At 60.9% G+C, this 15,306-nt stretch carries 12 protein-coding genes; 7 read left to right on the plus strand and 5 right to left on the minus strand.

Annotated features, from left to right (window positions below; translation table 11 throughout):
• Nucleotides 1–43: 43 nt before the first annotated feature.
• Genes KHP60_RS01415 through KHP60_RS01435 form a run of 5 tightly spaced genes read left to right on the plus strand, consistent with a single transcriptional unit; the run spans nucleotide 44 to nucleotide 5,362 of the window.
• Entirely contained in the window at nucleotides 44–1,561 is a 1,518-nt protein-coding gene (locus tag KHP60_RS01415) for a sugar ABC transporter ATP-binding protein (protein ID WP_213561745.1), read from the plus strand.
• A gap of 31 nt (nucleotides 1,562–1,592) precedes the next feature.
• Nucleotides 1,593–2,612 carry an ABC transporter permease gene (locus KHP60_RS01420; protein ID WP_213561746.1) on the plus strand — a complete coding sequence of 340 codons (1,020 nt, stop codon included), beginning with the start codon at nucleotides 1,593–1,595 and terminating at the stop codon, nucleotides 2,610–2,612.
• On the plus strand, nucleotides 2,609–3,655 hold the full coding sequence (locus KHP60_RS01425) for an ABC transporter permease (protein ID WP_213561747.1): 1,047 nt from the start codon (nucleotides 2,609–2,611) through the stop codon (nucleotides 3,653–3,655). The genes KHP60_RS01420 and KHP60_RS01425 overlap by 4 nt, the downstream gene beginning before the upstream one ends.
• Nucleotides 3,652–3,975 carry an L-rhamnose mutarotase gene (rhaM, locus tag KHP60_RS01430; RefSeq protein WP_213561748.1) on the plus strand — a complete coding sequence of 108 codons (324 nt, stop codon included), beginning with the start codon at nucleotides 3,652–3,654 and terminating at the stop codon, nucleotides 3,973–3,975. Before KHP60_RS01425 ends, rhaM begins: the two co-directional genes overlap by 4 nt.
• Nucleotides 3,976–3,979: 4 nt before the next feature.
• Nucleotides 3,980–5,362 carry an FGGY-family carbohydrate kinase gene (locus KHP60_RS01435; RefSeq protein WP_213561749.1) on the plus strand — a complete coding sequence of 461 codons (1,383 nt, stop codon included), beginning with the start codon at nucleotides 3,980–3,982 and terminating at the stop codon, nucleotides 5,360–5,362.
• A 480-nt stretch (nucleotides 5,363–5,842) separates the two neighbouring features.
• Here KHP60_RS01435 and KHP60_RS01440 read toward each other — a convergent pair whose 3' ends face one another.
• Complete coding sequence (locus KHP60_RS01440; protein WP_213561750.1) at nucleotides 5,843–6,994, minus strand: GlxA family transcriptional regulator; 1,152 nt, start codon at nucleotides 6,992–6,994, stop codon at nucleotides 5,843–5,845.
• Between the two features lie 167 nt (nucleotides 6,995–7,161).
• On the opposite strand from KHP60_RS01440, the gene KHP60_RS01445 reads away from it, so the two are divergent.
• Nucleotides 7,162–9,042 carry a tetratricopeptide repeat protein gene (locus KHP60_RS01445; protein ID WP_213561751.1) on the plus strand — a complete coding sequence of 627 codons (1,881 nt, stop codon included), beginning with the start codon at nucleotides 7,162–7,164 and terminating at the stop codon, nucleotides 9,040–9,042.
• A gap of 45 nt (nucleotides 9,043–9,087) precedes the next feature.
• On the opposite strand, the gene KHP60_RS01450 is transcribed toward KHP60_RS01445, so the two are convergent.
• The 4 genes from KHP60_RS01450 to KHP60_RS01465 form a co-directional block, all read right to left on the minus strand.
• Nucleotides 9,088–10,968: a CHASE2 domain-containing protein gene (locus KHP60_RS01450; RefSeq protein WP_213561752.1), complete on the minus strand. Its 1,881-nt coding sequence runs from the start codon at nucleotides 10,966–10,968 to the stop codon at nucleotides 9,088–9,090.
• Between the two features lie 7 nt (nucleotides 10,969–10,975).
• Nucleotides 10,976–11,494 carry a FecR domain-containing protein gene (locus KHP60_RS01455; RefSeq protein WP_213561894.1) on the minus strand — a complete coding sequence of 173 codons (519 nt, stop codon included), beginning with the start codon at nucleotides 11,492–11,494 and terminating at the stop codon, nucleotides 10,976–10,978.
• A 207-nt stretch (nucleotides 11,495–11,701) separates the two neighbouring features.
• Nucleotides 11,702–12,475, minus strand: coding sequence for a trans-aconitate 2-methyltransferase (gene tam / locus KHP60_RS01460; RefSeq protein ID WP_213561895.1), 774 nt, complete (start codon nucleotides 12,473–12,475; stop codon nucleotides 11,702–11,704).
• Nucleotides 12,476–12,540: 65 nt separating this feature from the next.
• Nucleotides 12,541–13,710, minus strand: a complete 1,170-nt coding sequence (locus KHP60_RS01465) for an adenylate/guanylate cyclase domain-containing protein (RefSeq protein ID WP_213561753.1) — start codon at nucleotides 13,708–13,710, stop codon at nucleotides 12,541–12,543.
• 194 nt (nucleotides 13,711–13,904) lie between these two features.
• Between KHP60_RS01465 and KHP60_RS01470 the strand changes: the two genes are divergently transcribed.
• Nucleotides 13,905–15,293, plus strand: a complete 1,389-nt coding sequence (locus KHP60_RS01470; RefSeq protein ID WP_213561754.1) for a dipeptidase — start codon at nucleotides 13,905–13,907, stop codon at nucleotides 15,291–15,293.
• Nucleotides 15,294–15,306 lie beyond the last annotated feature (13 nt).

Consider the following 15,306-nt stretch of genomic DNA (forward strand, 5'->3'; position numbering starts at 1 on the left):
GCCGCGCCCTCCTTGCTCTCATCGGCTATTGGCAGAGTTTCCCATGTCCGTGGTTCAAGCGGTTCCCGAGAGCCAGACTCCGCTTCTGGAGATGCGCGGCATTTCCAAGTCGTTTCCCGGAGTCAAGGCCCTCGATCAGGTCGACGTCACGCTCCATCCGGGAACGGTGACGGCGCTGATCGGCGAGAATGGCGCGGGTAAATCGACGCTCGTCAAGATCCTGACCGGGATCTATCAGCCGGACGGCGGTGAGATCGTTGTCAGTGGCGCTCCGGTGCATTTCGCGAATGCCGAAGCGGCGATCCGGAGCGGCATTACGGCGATCCATCAGGAGACGGTGCTCTTCGACGAACTCTCGGTCGCCGAGAACATCTTTCTCGGGCATGCGCCACGCAATCGGCTGGGACTCGTCAATTGGGGCGCGATGAATGCGCGCGCCGCTGCTCTGCTGACCTCCATCGATGCGCCGATCAGTCCCTACACCCGCCTGAAGGACCTCTCCATCGCCCATCGCCATCTTGTCGCCATCGCGCGCGCGCTGTCCGTCGAGGCTCGCGTGGTCATTATGGACGAGCCCACTGCCGCACTGTCCTACAAAGAGGTGGAAGATCTCTTCCAGATCATCGAAAGGCTGAAGCGGCAGGGCAAGGCGATCCTCTTCATCAGCCACAAGTTCGAAGAGGTCTACCAGATCGCCGACAGATTCGTGGTGTTCCGCGATGGTCGCTCCATCGGTGCCGGGATGCTGTCACAGACCGGGCAGGACGAGATCGTCCGGATGATGGTCGGCCGCTCCGTCGAGCATGTCTTTCCGAAAGTCGATGTGGCGATCGGGAGCACCGTTCTGAATGTGTCGGGGTATTCGCATCCGACGGAGTTCAATGAAGTCTCCTTCGACCTGCGCCGCGGAGAAATCCTGGGTCTCTACGGACTGGTCGGGGCAGGGCGCTCGGAGTTCTGTCAGGCCTTGTTCGGCATCACCCGCCCGAGCGCAGGAACCATTGAACTGGAGGGGCGCCGGATCGACATCCGCTCACCGGCGGATGCCATTGCGGCCGGCATCGTCTACGTTCCCGAGGAGCGTGGTCGCCACGGTGCCGTTCTGCAGATGCCGATCTTCCAGAACATGTCCATGGCGACGCTCGGCAGCACGACCAGGGTGGGCTTCCTGCACCAGGCGGAGGAGTTCGCTTTGGCACGGCGGTATGCCGAGCGGCTGGATCTTCGTGCCGCAGCACTCTCGGTTCCCGTCGGCACCTTGTCCGGTGGCAACCAGCAGAAGGTCGTCATCGGGAAGTGGCTCGCGACAAGGCCGAAGGTCATCATCCTGGATGAGCCCACGAAGGGCATCGATATCGGCTCCAAGGCGGCGGTGCATGCCTTCATGAGCGAGCTCGCGGGCGAGGGCTTGAGCGTGATCATGGTCTCGTCCGAACTGCCTGAGATCCTCGGTATGTCCGATCGCGTGCTGGTCATGCGCGAGGGACGGATGGCCGGCATGTGGCAGCGCGACGGACTCGATGCCGAGGTGCTCGTACGGGCAGCCACGGGCAATATGTGATCCCTCAGGACAAGGAATTTGGAACGGAACGATGAGCCGAATCCTGAAGTATCGTGAACTCCTGCTGGTGGCGATCATCGTCGTGTTGATCGCAGTATTTTCCTATCGCGCGCCGGGCTTCGCCTCGCCGGAGAGCCTTGCCAACATCTTCAACGATACGTCCATTCTGATGATCCTGGCGCTTGGCCAGATGGCCGTGATCCTCACCAGGTCCATCGACCTCTCCGTGGCCGCGAACCTGTCGTTCACTGGTATGGCCATCGCCATGATGAACGCGGCCTTTCCGCAGATTCCGCTGCCTCTTCTCATCGCGGTGGCCATGAGCATCGGAGCGCTCCTTGGCGCCATCAACGGGTTCATGGTCTGGAAGATCGGCATACCATCCATCGTGGCGACGCTTGGCACCCTGACGATCTATCGCGGCATGGCTTTCGTGCTCTCCGGCGGTGCCTGGGTCAACCAGACCCAGATGACTCCGTCCTTCCTTAATACTCCCCGCATGTCGGTGCTCGGGCTGCCGTTGCTCGGCTGGATGGCTATCCTCGTGATTGCGATCATCAGTCTGGTCTTCACCCGCACGGTGTTCGGGCGCGCTCTCTATGCGACGGGTGGTAATCCGACGGCGGCGCTCTATGCGGGCATCGATGTCGGGCGCACGCGCTTCTTCGCCTTCGTCCTGTCAGGCGCTCTGGCGGGCCTTTGCGGGTATCTCTGGGTCTCCCGCTATGCGGTCGCCTATGTCGATATTGCGGCCGGGTTCGAGCTCGATACGGTCGCGGCCTGCGTGATCGGTGGAATCTCGACGCTCGGGGGCATCGGTTCCGTCGGCGGCGCGATTCTCGGCGCCCTGTTCCTCGGCGTGATCAAGAATGCATTGCCGGTGATCAACATCTCGCCGTTCTGGCAGATGGCCATTTCCGGCTTCGTGATCATCGTGGCGGTGCTCTTCAACGCTCGGCAGGAGAAGCGGAAGGGCCGCCTCATTCTGCGCGATGCCGTGAAGCATCAGCCTGCGCTGACGGAAACGCCGGCCGAAGGAGCAGCCGCATGAGCACGCTCGCTCTCGAGAAACAGCCGACGCGGCATATTCCTGACAAGCTCTCGACGCCGGCCGGGCGAATCCTTGGCAGCTGGGAGACTCTGCTTGCCGCGGTCGCAATCTCGATCTTCATCGCCAATTCGTTCGCCTCTCCGCATTTCCTTGATCCGTGGAACCTGTCGGACGCCACGTACAACTTCACAGAGAAGGCCATGATCGCCTTCGCGATGACATTGCTGATCATCTCCGGCGAGATCGATCTTTCGGTGGCTGCCATCATCGCATTGGCTTCGACGGCCATGGGAGCCGCTGCGCAAGCCGGATTTCAGACCCCGGCTCTCGTCGGGATCGGGCTTGGTGCCGGACTGCTCTGCGGAGCCTTCAACGGTCTTCTTGTGGCGCGTGTCGGTCTTCCCTCCATCGTCGTGACCATCGGCACCATGAGCCTGTTCCGAGGCATCGCGCAGATCGTCCTCGGCGATCAGGCCTATGGCGGCTACCCGGCGAGCTTTGCCTGGTTCGGGCAGGGCTACATGTCGGACTTTTCCTGGTGGCCTGCGCTCCCCGGTTTCGAAGTCGTCACCTTCGAAATGGTCGCTTTCGTGATCCTCGCCCTTGCCTTCGGTATCCTGCTCCACTGGACCGCTTTCGGACGGCGGATCTATGCCATCGGCAATAACGCCTTTGCAGCCCAGTTCTCCGGCATCCCGGTTCAGCGCACCAAGTTCATCCTCTTCCTGATGACCGGTCTCATGAGCGGGTTCGCGGCTGTCTGCCTCACCTCGCGGCTGGGCTCGACCCGGCACACCATCGCAGCCGGCTGGGAACTCGAGGTGGTCACCATGGCGGTTCTCGGCGGCGTCAGCATCCTCGGTGGTTCGGGAACGATTCCAGGGGTGGTGCTCGCTGCCATTGTGATGGGGCTCGTGACCTTCGGCCTCGGGCTTCTCAATGTGCCCGGCATCGTCATGTCGATCTTCATCGGACTGCTGCTGATCCTCGTGATCGCGCTGCCGATCGTCATCCGCCGCATTCGTTCAAAGGCCGCAGCATGAGCGCGAAAGAGAAGTATGCCTTCAAGATGCAACTCAACCCGGGCATGGAAGAGGAGTATCGCCGGCGTCATGACGAGATCTGGCCGGAACTCGTAGAGCTTCTGAAGGAGGCGGGCGTCGAGGATTACTCGATCCATCTCGACCGGGAAACGGGCATTCTCTTCGGGGTTTTGTGGCGAAGGGCGGATCATCGCATGGCGGACCTCCCCGGCCATCCCGTGATGAAACGCTGGTGGGCTCACATGGCAGACATCATGACGACGCATCCTGACAATTCACCGGTCGATAAGCCGCTTGTCACCGTCTTCCATATGGCATGATCCCATGAGAGTCGCAGTACTCGATGTGGGCAAGACCAATGTCAAAGCCGTCATCGTCGATGCCGATGAGAGGCGTGAAGTCGCTGCACGCACTCGCCCCAACCGGGTCCTGACGGATGGGCCCTACCCACACTTCGACGTGGATGGGATCTTCACCTTCTTCCTGCAGGCCCTGAAGGAACTCCACTCGGAATTCGGGTTCGATGCCATCTCGATCACCGCTCATGGCGCGAGCGGGGCTCTCTTGAGCGCTGAAGGCCTGGCGCTGCCGATCCTCGACTACGAGTTTCGCTTCCCCGCCCATGTCGAGGCTGCCTATGACGAGATCAGGCCGTCTTTTTCGGAGACGTTCTCACCGCGCCTGCCCGGCGGACTCAATCTCGGAGCACAGCTTCACTACCAGAAGACCGTCTTTCCGGAAGCATTCGGGAATGTGCAGAGCATCGTCACCTATCCGCAATATTGGGGCTGGACGCTGACCGGCATTGCGGCCACGGAGGTGACCTCCCTTGGCTGCCATACCGACCTCTGGAGACCAAAGCAGGGAGGCTTCTCGTCGCTCGTCGAGACGCTCGAGATAACCGACAAGGTGGCCCCCGTCAGAAGACCGTCCGATCTTCTCGGTTATGTGACGGATGAGATATCCAAAGAGATCGGACTTCCTCAACCTGTGCCTGTCTATTGCGGCATCCACGACTCGAACGCTTCGCTTCTGCCTCATCTCGGCCAGTACCATGCGCCGTTCGCCGTGGTTTCGACCGGGACGTGGATCGTAATCTTCGCGGTCGGCGGAGATCTCGATCATCTCGATGCGCATCGTGACACCCTTGCCAATGTGGATGCCCTTGGCCGTGCCGTGCCTTCCGCACGTTTCATGGGAGGGCGTGAATTCGAGCTGCTGACAAAAGGGCAGGGGGCAGCGACACCAGAAGCCGTTCGTCGTATCCTGGAGGAGCGCATTCTCGTGATGCCGAGCGTGGTACCGGGATGCGGGCCGTTCCCTGATTCCCAGCATCGGATCGTCAATGCCTCGAGCGGGCTGAACCCGGATGAGACCTATGTCGCGGCCTCGCTCTATGCATCCCTGATGACGAAGGCTTGCCTCGACCTGACGCGCGCTGCGGGGCCCGTCATCGTGGAAGGCCCCTTTGCACGCAATGCCCTCTATGCGGAAGCTCTGGCGAAGGTGACCGGACGTCCGGTCGTTCCCGTTGCCGGTTCGACAGGCACGAGCGTTGGTGCGGCTTTGCTCACGCTGGAATCCCCAGCCCCGACCTCATCTCGCAAAAGCCAGGAGACTTTCGACGGTCAGCTTTCGGAAGACTTTTATCAGTATTATGCCGAGTGGTTCCGCCATGTCGGGGATGAAGAAAACCGAGGAGCCTAGAGCCGCGCTCTGGTCGGTCGTTCATTCGCCGTGACTGTATGATGTGGAACGGAGACAAGGAGCGTTTCCAATTTAGAACATATGCATTCGTGCATCGTTAAACCGTTCTCGTGGGGCTAATCCGTTATAGCAAGATTTGCAATTAACCTCGTTCTCAGCCTGCCATATTGCAGCCGCACTGCGACGCTTAGCTTGAAGTACAATGCATCTGAAACATTGGAAAAGCGAAACAGGCTGCTGATGAAATTGGAACGAAAGAACCTAACAACTGTAGTGGATACGAACACTGTTCTGTCGGAACTTGAGCGCACGATGATCGCATCCATCGCTCTGATGAAACGCCTACGGCGCGAGAGGAGGCGTTCGATCCGGATCGAACGCTCGACGGAAGAACAGAGCGCTTGATCGAAGCGATTTTGTTTCAATCATGAAACGGTGGCGCGGCTTGCTGTCTCTCACCAGGAGGGTCTTGCCGAAACCTCAATGCGAGAGCCGCGCCGATTGACGGGGTTTGTCATGGGTGGCGTTCCGAAGCGGGTTCGGTACTCCGTGGGACATACACCCGTATGGCGTTTGNGCCGAAACCTCAATGCGAGAGCCGCGCCGATTGACGGGGTTTGTCATGGGTGGCGTTCCGAAGCGGGTTCGGTACTCCGTGGGACATACACCCGTATGGCGTTTGAACAGGTCGCGGAAAAAAATCACGTCCTCATAGCCAACCGCCTGACTCACTTCCTGAATGGTCTGCTGCCCGTCCTCCAACAATCGCTTCGCCATAGTCACGCGAATGGTGTGGATGTAGCTCAAAGGGGTATGCCCAGTCGCGTCCTTGAAACGGCGGATGAAGTTGCGAGGGCTCATCCCAACCCTCGCTGCTATGGTGTCAACACCAATGGGGTGTTGAAAATGCCTGTGAACCCAGTCCTGCGCGCGCTGGATGCTTTCGTCGTTATGGTCCTGGCGCAGCATGACATCGGCGAACGCGACCTGCCATGTGCGAGGCATCTCGATCAGCAGGGCCTTGGCACATTCCAAGGCAATCTCACGACTTGCAAACCTCTCGACCAGATAAAGGCTCAAATCCGCGGCTGAGTTGATGCCGCCGCTGCAGGCAATATCTCCGGCGTCGGTAATGAGATATTCCGGTTGCCAGTCAACATCGGGAAAGCGCTTGCGGTAGATTTCGGCCAGTCCCCAGTGCGTTGTTGCGCGTTTTCCAGCAAGCAGTCCTGCCTCGGCCAGCAGGGCGACACCCGAGCAGACCCCTGCGATCTTTATGCCCGCGCTTGCCCATTTCTGCAGCCACGGGATGATGGCGGCGTTAGGCTCGATGACGGCATCGATCATATAGCCTGTCTGCATCATTGTATCGAACGGCAATCCGCCTGCGGGAACGAAGATGATATCGGGTTGCTCCACATTCTCAACGGCGCAGGAAGGGAGAAGCGATACCAGTTGATCCGTGACGGCAGGGCCACCACCGAGCGATGCCGTTGTCACGCGAAAACGCGGCTCCGGTGCCTTGCCGCTCAGGAGATTCCAGAGGACGCCCGCATTGCGGAAGATCTCCATCGGCAGAAGGGCTGTCGAGGCGCATCCGCCATTCAGGAACAGAACGACCACGTGGAGCATCGGTGCGTCTCCTTGGCAGTTTTGCCCTCTCACGTTGTCATGATCGCCTCTCCCGAGCAAGTAAACTTCCCGGCACAATCAAGCTGAGTTTGCTGCGTCCGTCGCACAGCGTTGGGACTATCGCCTGCGGGCGCAGCCCCTTTCCTCCAACCTGGGAATCCGTGCTCATGACGACTTTTATCGCTCAGCGCTGCCGTCTCTCAGCAAGATCCGTGCTTCTCTCGGCAACTGCCGCCTTGGCAATTCTGGCGGCAGGTCCTGTCGACGCCTGTCCGCTCGGAAGTCATGACAGTCCGCGGGTACGGATGCTGCATGCTCTGCAGAAGCCGAGCCAGCATGGCGCAGGGCATCATACGACAGTCACGCAACTCCAATCGCAGCCGCAGGAGGCTCATCCGAAACGCACGGAACTCGGCACTTACAGCCGGGATCTGCCGCGAGGTGCCGCGGCGCCTCGCTCGGAGGGCAAGCCGCCCCTATACGACAATCTCGGTCAGCTCTCCTGGGCCGTGACCAAAGATCGGAACGGGCAGGCTCAGGCCTATTTCGACCAGGGTTACCGCCTGGGCTGGGGCTTCAATCATGCGGAGGCGGCGCGCGCCTTCCGGACTGCCCAGGAACTCGACCCGGACTGCGACATGTGCCTATGGGGTGAGGCATGGGTTCTAGGCCCACATATCAACTATCCGATGGATGCAGACGCGAATGCGCGCGCCCTTGTCGTGCTCGAGAAGGCACGAGGCCTCGCAGCCGGCAGCGGCGACCTGCAGGCTGCATTGGTGGAAGCGCTCTCGAAACGGCACTCACCCGATCCTAACGCCGATCGCAAGGCATTGGACCAGGCCTATGCGGATGCCATGGAAGCGGTGCAGGCCCGCTTCCCGCAGAACGCCCATGTGGCATTGCTTACAGCCGATGCGCTCATGAATCTCACGCCTTGGGATTATTGGGCGGACGGGGGAAAAACCCCGAAAGGAAAGACCGAGAGGATCGTCGCGCTGATCGAGGGCGTTCTTGGGGTGCAACAGCTCGGCCCCTTGGAGCCATACCCCGATCATCCAGGTGCCATCCATCTTTACATCCATGCGGTCGAATCATCCGACCATCCGGAGCGTGCCGCACCGCATGCCGAGCGTCTGGAGAAACTGATCCCTGGCGCTGGGCATCTGGTACATATGCCGAGCCACATCTGGTATCGCCTCGGACGATGGCGCGACAGCCTCGATGCCAATGTGCGTGCTGCGGCGGCGGATGAAACATTCCTGAAGCAGGGAGGTGCAAGCCTTCTCTATTCCGAAGCTTATTACGCCCATAATGTCCATTTCGTCATGGTCTCTGCCCTGACAGGAGGCGATGGACGCACGGCCATCGAGGCGGCGCAGAAGCTGTCCGGCATCGTGTCGGATCGAGCCAAGCGTGAGGTTCCCTGGACGCAGCCCATTGCCGCCGCGCCTTATAACGCCCATGCCCTCTTCTCGACGCCTGAGGATGTGCTGGCCCTTCCGAAGCCGCAGGGAGACTTTCCCTTGGTCGAGGCCGCCTGGCATTATGCCCGCGGTGTCGCCCTGGCCCGCCTGGGGCGCGCAGACGACGCCCATGCCGAGGCGGCTGCCATCGAGGACCTGGCGAAGAGGCCGGAGATCACCGCCTTGCCCGATGCCGGTGTGCCCGGACCGGATGTGCTGACCATTGCCGCACGCGAAGTCGAGGCGCGGATCGCACAGGCTGCGGGAGATCAGGCGAGAGCTGCCACGCTGTTCACGGAGGCCGCTACGATCCAGGATCGGTTACCCTATATGGAGCCACCATACTGGTATTATCCGGTGCACCAGTCCCTCGGGGCGGCGCTGATGGCGCAGGGAAAACCCGCGGAGGCCGAGGAAGCCTTCCGTGCCGCCCTCCAGCGCTCGCCGAACAATGGATGGGCTGCTGCCGGATTGCTTCTCGCTGGAAAGGCGCGCGGTGATCAGAAAACGGTCGAGGAAGCACAGACCCTGATGCAGAAGAACTGGTTCGGCACGGACATGCCTGCCCCCAGTCAACTCTGAAACTGAGTCATTGAATTGACGTATGGGAGGCTCTGATGGAGATCATCAGGGCTTTCCCCATCGGGCCTCTGTGGACCTTTTCCTCCAGAGCCAGACCGGTAGCGAACCCGCTCGCCCCCGGATCGACGTGGCAAATGGCCCGTCCAGAACACCAGATTCAAGGACCGAGCGTGCCGGACCCGCCGCGTCGTAGAGAGCATCGCTCAAAGCAAGGCTGGCGTGGTGGGCCGCCGCTACTTCCATCAATCGGCTTGCCACATTGACCGTATCGCCGGTCGCGGTGATGTGTTGGTGGCTGTCTCCTCCGAGCCGCGATGCGATGATCCGCCCGTAATGGGCGCCGATCTTGAACCCGATACGCGATGCAATCGGCTGCGGCAGCGTCGCAAGCCAACTCTCCGTGCGCATGCAAAGGGCAACGCAGGCAGCCAGGGCGTGCCCGGCATCCTGAGGAGAGGGATCGGGAAGTCCGAACAGGATCATGGCGCCATCTCCCATGAAGCTGGCGACAATTCCATGGTTACCCACGGCTTCCTGATCGACAAGGGTATGGAAGCTTCGAAGAACCTCGCGTGTCTCGTCGAGAGGAAGGATTTCGCTTAGACCGGTGAACCCCGACAGATCGATGAAGATCACCGCAGCCTGTTGGCGCACCGGTTTGATGAGAAAGGTTGAATCCTTCGTCAGACGCTCGGTCAGGCGCGGATGCTGAAAGCTCTGCAGGGTTCTGCTCTGCACGGTAAGGCGCTCCGCCCGGCTGCGATCCAGCCAGATCCGGGCCGCCCCAAAGAGAATGACAGGTGGCGCTGAGGCCAAAATTGGCAGAGCGGCACTGAGCCAGACACCCTGCATGAACGCCACGACAGTCACGCAGATCCATAGGATGGCGATGCCGGCGATAGAGGCAAAGCCCCAAATGCTGCGATGCCAGGAGAGAAGCAGTACGAAAAGAACGGGCAGAACGACGGCCATGGTGGCATCGATGAGGCGAACATGCCGGTCTCGCACGAGGCCATCGCCTTCCATCAGATGAGCGATTGCAGTCGCCAAAACCTCCACACCCGGAAGAACCGGATCGAAAGGGGTTGGAAAGCTGTCGCCGCCGCCCGTCACCGTCGCGCCGATGACGACGACTTTGTCGCGAACCGCATCTTCCGCAACATTGCCGTTTAGGATCTGGCCTGCGCTGATCGTGCGAACAGTGCCGCCGGGCCCATAGAAGCGAAGCGGCAAGGCGTACCCTCTCTCGGTGCTCGTCGATGTCCCGCCTATATCGATTCCATCCGAGTGAAGAACAGGATCGCGGTTCACGGCAATGGAGACGGCCCGCAGCGGAAAAGAGGGAATAATCCTGCCGTCCGACTGCAGCAGAAGAGGAACATGGCGCGGAACGCCGGACGCGTCCGTCGCAATATTGACAACACCTACGGCTGCCACTCTGGTCAGTAATTCAAGCGGCAGAAGCAGGCTTTGCGCGGCAGGAAGGCCCTCACGGGCGTCGGTACGTTCGTGAGGGCGGTGCGAGTCGCGCCTGAACTGGCCTGCGGCCGCGAGAACGCTCGGCGCTCCACGAAGGGCGTCCGCGAGTGCCAGATCGCCTTCCGCCGGACCTGGATCAATGAACAGGATATCAAGCGCGATCACCTTGGGCTTCATGCGTCCGAGGGCTGAAACAAGGCGGGCCATTGTTGCTCTGGACAGGGGATAGGATCCTGCCGCGTGGATCGTCTGATCGTCGATCGCGACGATCGTGACCCCATCCGGCGCCGGACGTGGACCCCGGATCAGAAAGCGCAAATCGGCCAGAGGCGCTTCCACGCGGTCGAGGAAGGCCGCGCGACCTTCCCAGTACGACAGCGCGAGTCCGGCACCCCAGAGCCCGGCCAATGCTGCCGCGATCAGAGTGAAGGCGTAGCGCCGACCCATATTGATGCTATCGTCCGAACCGCGCCAGGAGAGCAGACGCACGAGCGGCGGGCCACCGCCTGACGACCAGAGGCGCCGTTCCCGGCTCCACATCCACGCCTTCCCCCGGGCCGAGATTGACACTGCGTGTTCCGCCGCTTACCCGTCTGACCGATACGCGACCGGTCACCACGAAAACAGCAGTCTTGCCTCCGGCGACATCGACGGCCCACTGCGTGCCGCGCACGGCTGCAATGGCCTGAGGGGTCAGAATCTCGAAGCCTTGTCTCCTGGATCGTGCCGGTGCATCGATGAGAATGGCGCGGTTCCGCAGGCTGACCGCATCGGGCTGGCTATCCCCGTTCCGGTCGACGAGATTGTAGTCGGCTCCTGCCTCGGCCTCGATGGTCAGCCCGTCACGGCAGCGCAGAACCTGCCTTTGTGGAGCCGCCGCAGCCTCCAGCACGCACCCGACATTCTGCGCCTGCGCCTCTCCAATGAAAACAAAGCAGGCAAGAAGGACAGGCAGAATGTGCCCGACCGCCATAAGCGAGATCGCCCGGCGGCCCGTCCCATCCCATCTCATGATGTAACTCCGTCGCCAATGGGTCGGACGTCATCCCGAAGCGAATGTAACTTTTCGATGGTTTATACTATGAAGTCATTCGAAGTGCTAGAGAAGGCCAGTAGTAGACCTTTCGGCGGACCGATCATGGACGCACGAGGGGTTTGCCGCATTCCATCGATGCTCGATCTATTTACGTTGTGCGATGAAGAAGAGGCGTGGAAAGCGCAGTAAAACCTTTCCGTCTTGTTGAACAGGATACGCTTCGGCGATCGCTGCTTGGTATCGACTTAGATACTCGGAACGCTCCTCAGTCGAGAGACGATCGAGATAGGGCTTCAGGCCAGTGCTCTTGAACCACTCGACGATAGCCTCGGCACCATCGAGCGGATGAACATAGATCGTTTGCCAGATGTCAACCGAGCATCCGGCCTGCTGCAGCCAGGCATAATAATCCTCGAACGATCCGATCGTCTCTCTTGCCTGTGCGGCGAAGGACAGCTTTTCGGCCCAGGGTCCCTCCCGCGCAACCTGTACCATGAGCCGGTGGGAGGGCTCATACAGATTGTCCGGCATTTGAACGGCAAGACATCCTCCGTCTTTCAAGAACGAGACAAGACGTGCGAGAAGGCCGGGATGGTCAGGAAGCCATTGCAGGACGGCATTGGCGAATATCAGGTCGAAACGCTCCTCCGTCTGCCAGTTTGCGATGTCAGTCTCCTCAAAGTCTCGATCCGGCAATCGTGCTCGGGCCTTGGCGAGCATGTCGGGCGAATTGTCGAGCCCGAGGACTCGCGCCGTCGGATAGCGGCGGGCGATCAGTTCCGTGCTGTTTCCGGGTCCGCATCCGATATCGACGCAGTTCGTTGTTTCTTCCAAGGGCACGCGCCTGAGCAGGTCGATGGATGGCCGGGTACGCTCATCCTCGAACTTCAGGTACTGTCCCGCATTCCAATCAGCCAACGGAAAGCCCTCCTCGTTCAAGCCCCCAGTGTTGCAAAGGATGCATGTGCTCCGTACAGCAAATCCTATTCGAGCGGGGCGAAAACCTGCTGAGGACGATCAACGCCCGGCAGATGATGGCGGCCGAGATCGGACAGAGGTTGGTCGAGCTCTTGGGCAAAGACGCGTGACACGACCACCTTTCGATCCAGCTGCTTTGCCAGATCCAGAAGCCTGCTCGCGCGGTTCACGGCTGGGCCGATGACTGTAAAGTCGAGGCGATGAGGCGCGCCTACATTGCCATATGCGACCTCTCCGAAATGCAGAGATAGGCTGTGCATCAGCGGCGTGCGACCAATGGAACTGCGGAGATCGTTCTCTGCGTCCGTCCTCAGGCCAAACTCCTGAGCGGCCGCAAGGGCGCTCCGGCACGCGGACATGCCGTTCTGCGCAGAGGAGGTTGGAAATATCGCCAGTACGGAGTCGCCGATGAACTTGAGAACCTCGCCGCCATGCGCTTCGACGACGTCCCCGATGATCCCGAACCAGGAATTCAGGTCGGCCAGCACCTCGGGGATCGGTGAGTGCTCCGACAATCGGGTAAATCCGCGAAGATCGGTGAACCAGATCGCCGCCTCGATGAGTTCCATTGCCCCTCGGTCCACACGGCCTTCGATGATGCGCTGGCCCGTTCGCGGGCCCACATAGGTGTCGAGCAGATCGACCGCGATGCGTCGCAGGACGTGACGCTCCAGATAAGGGCTCAACATCTTCGCGGCGCGTGCCAGGCAGTCGATAGTCGCCTCATCGAACCCTTGTGCATCTTGCGTCGCGAAGGACATGGCCGCGGTCCGGGTCTGATCCAAGAAGGGCAACGGATACATGACGTAATCCGTCGCGCCGGATAGTCTCAGTTCCTCGAGCAGCGGCATCTCGGGGCAGGGCACGTCAAGCCTGCGGCGGAACGGCTTGCTCGTTTCATCCACGATGCGGGTCGGGCTGCTGAGATACGATGGCGACGATGCTGCGGTGGCGCGGTCGGATTGCCGCACGGAAAGGCTCTCGTCCACCCAGATATGCTGCCAGCCACTGACCTCCGGATGCAGCACTTCCAAGCCGAGGGACGCACGCCAGACGGGCCAGCCCGCCCGGACGGCCTCCCGGCAGAAGCCTGCGAACAGGTCCTTCACATTTCCGTGCGGCGCTTGATCGATCAGCCAGCGCGCAATCCCATCAATCCGATCCATAGCGCCCATACCTGTCTCGCCATGATGCCTCATCTGACCACCCCGACGGAATTCTGGCAAACACTTCAGGGGTAGCCTGCGCTTACACCGGTCGTGATGATTCTCCTTTTGCCTGCGCGAGGGAGGCGGTAAAACGGCTCGGCCCTGCCTTGAAAATCCGTTCCAGCGCCATTCCTTCGTGGCGAGCTAAAGAGGAACTTTCCGTGACAGACCATCTTCCCGCCGTTCTCGACCGTATCGATGCCGACCTGGATAAGAGCCTTGAGCGTCTCTTCGAGTTCATCCGCATCCCCAGCATCTCGACGGACCCGGCATATAAGGAAGAGTGCCGTCGGGCGGCGGACTGGCTCGCGGGCGAACTGCGCGGGTTGGGTTTCGATGCTTCAGCCCGCGCGACTCAGGGCCACCCCATGGTCGTCGGACATCAGGTGCAGCCTGCCAAGGGGCCACACGTGCTGTTCTACGGTCATTACGATGTGCAGCCTGTCGATCCCATCGAGCTGTGGAGCACGCCACCGTTCGAGCCGACCCTCGTAGCGGCACCCAACGGCGACACCTGGATCGTCGCGCGGGGCACGTCGGACGACAAGGGAGCCTTGATGACTTTCATCGAGGCCTGCAGGGCGTGGAAGGCTGTGTCCGGCGAGTTGCCGATTCGCGTGTCAATTCTGCTTGAGGGTGAGGAGGAATCCGGCAGCCCGAGTCTCAAGCCTTTCCTGGAAGCCTATCGGGATGAACTGGCGGCTGACGTCGCCCTCGTCTGCGACACCGACATGTGGGACAATGATACACCAGCCGTGACCACCATGCTGCGTGGCTTGGTGGGAGAGGAAGTGGAAATCACCTGCGCGAACAGGGATCTTCATTCCGGCATGTTCGGCTCTGCCGCACGCAACCCGATCCATGTTCTGACCGAGGTTCTCGCGACACTGCGCGATGTCGAAGGGCGCATCACCTTATCGGGATTCTACGACGGCGTGCAGGAACTCCCGACGGCCGTGAAGGAACAATGGGACCGTCTGCCATTCGACGAAGTCGGCTTTCTCGGGCAGGTCGGCCTGAGCATTCCGGCAGGCGAGAAGGGGCGCAGCGTGCTGGAGCAGATCTGGGCCCGGCCGACCTGCGAAATCAACGGGATCGTAGGCGGCTATACGGGCGAGGGCTTCAAGACGGTCATCCCATCAAAGGCTTCTGCCAAGGTTTCTTTCCGCCTTGTGACCGGGCAGGATCCAGCCAAGGTTCGAGAGGCTTTCCGTGCCCATGTCCGGGCCCGCATTCCCGCGGATTGCACCGTGACGTTCAAGGAGCACGGGGGCAGCCCAGCGCTCAGTCTTCCGCTGGATGGACCTTGGCTCAAGCCGACCCTGGAGGCTCTCACGCAGGAGTGGGGCCGTGAAGCCGCGCTGGCGGGAACGGGTGGTTCCATTCCGATCGTCGGGGATTTCAAACGCCTGCTCAACATGGATGCGTTGATGGTCGGCTTCGCACGGTTCGACAACCGCGTGCACTCGCCCAATGAGAAATACGATCTGTCAAGCTTCCATCACGGCATCCGTTCGTGGGCTCGAATCCTGGCAGCCTTTGCGCGTTAAGCGTCGCGCCTAG

Source organism: Microvirga sp. 3-52 (genome assembly GCF_018383585.1).
Classification (GTDB): domain Bacteria; phylum Pseudomonadota; class Alphaproteobacteria; order Rhizobiales; family Beijerinckiaceae; genus Microvirga.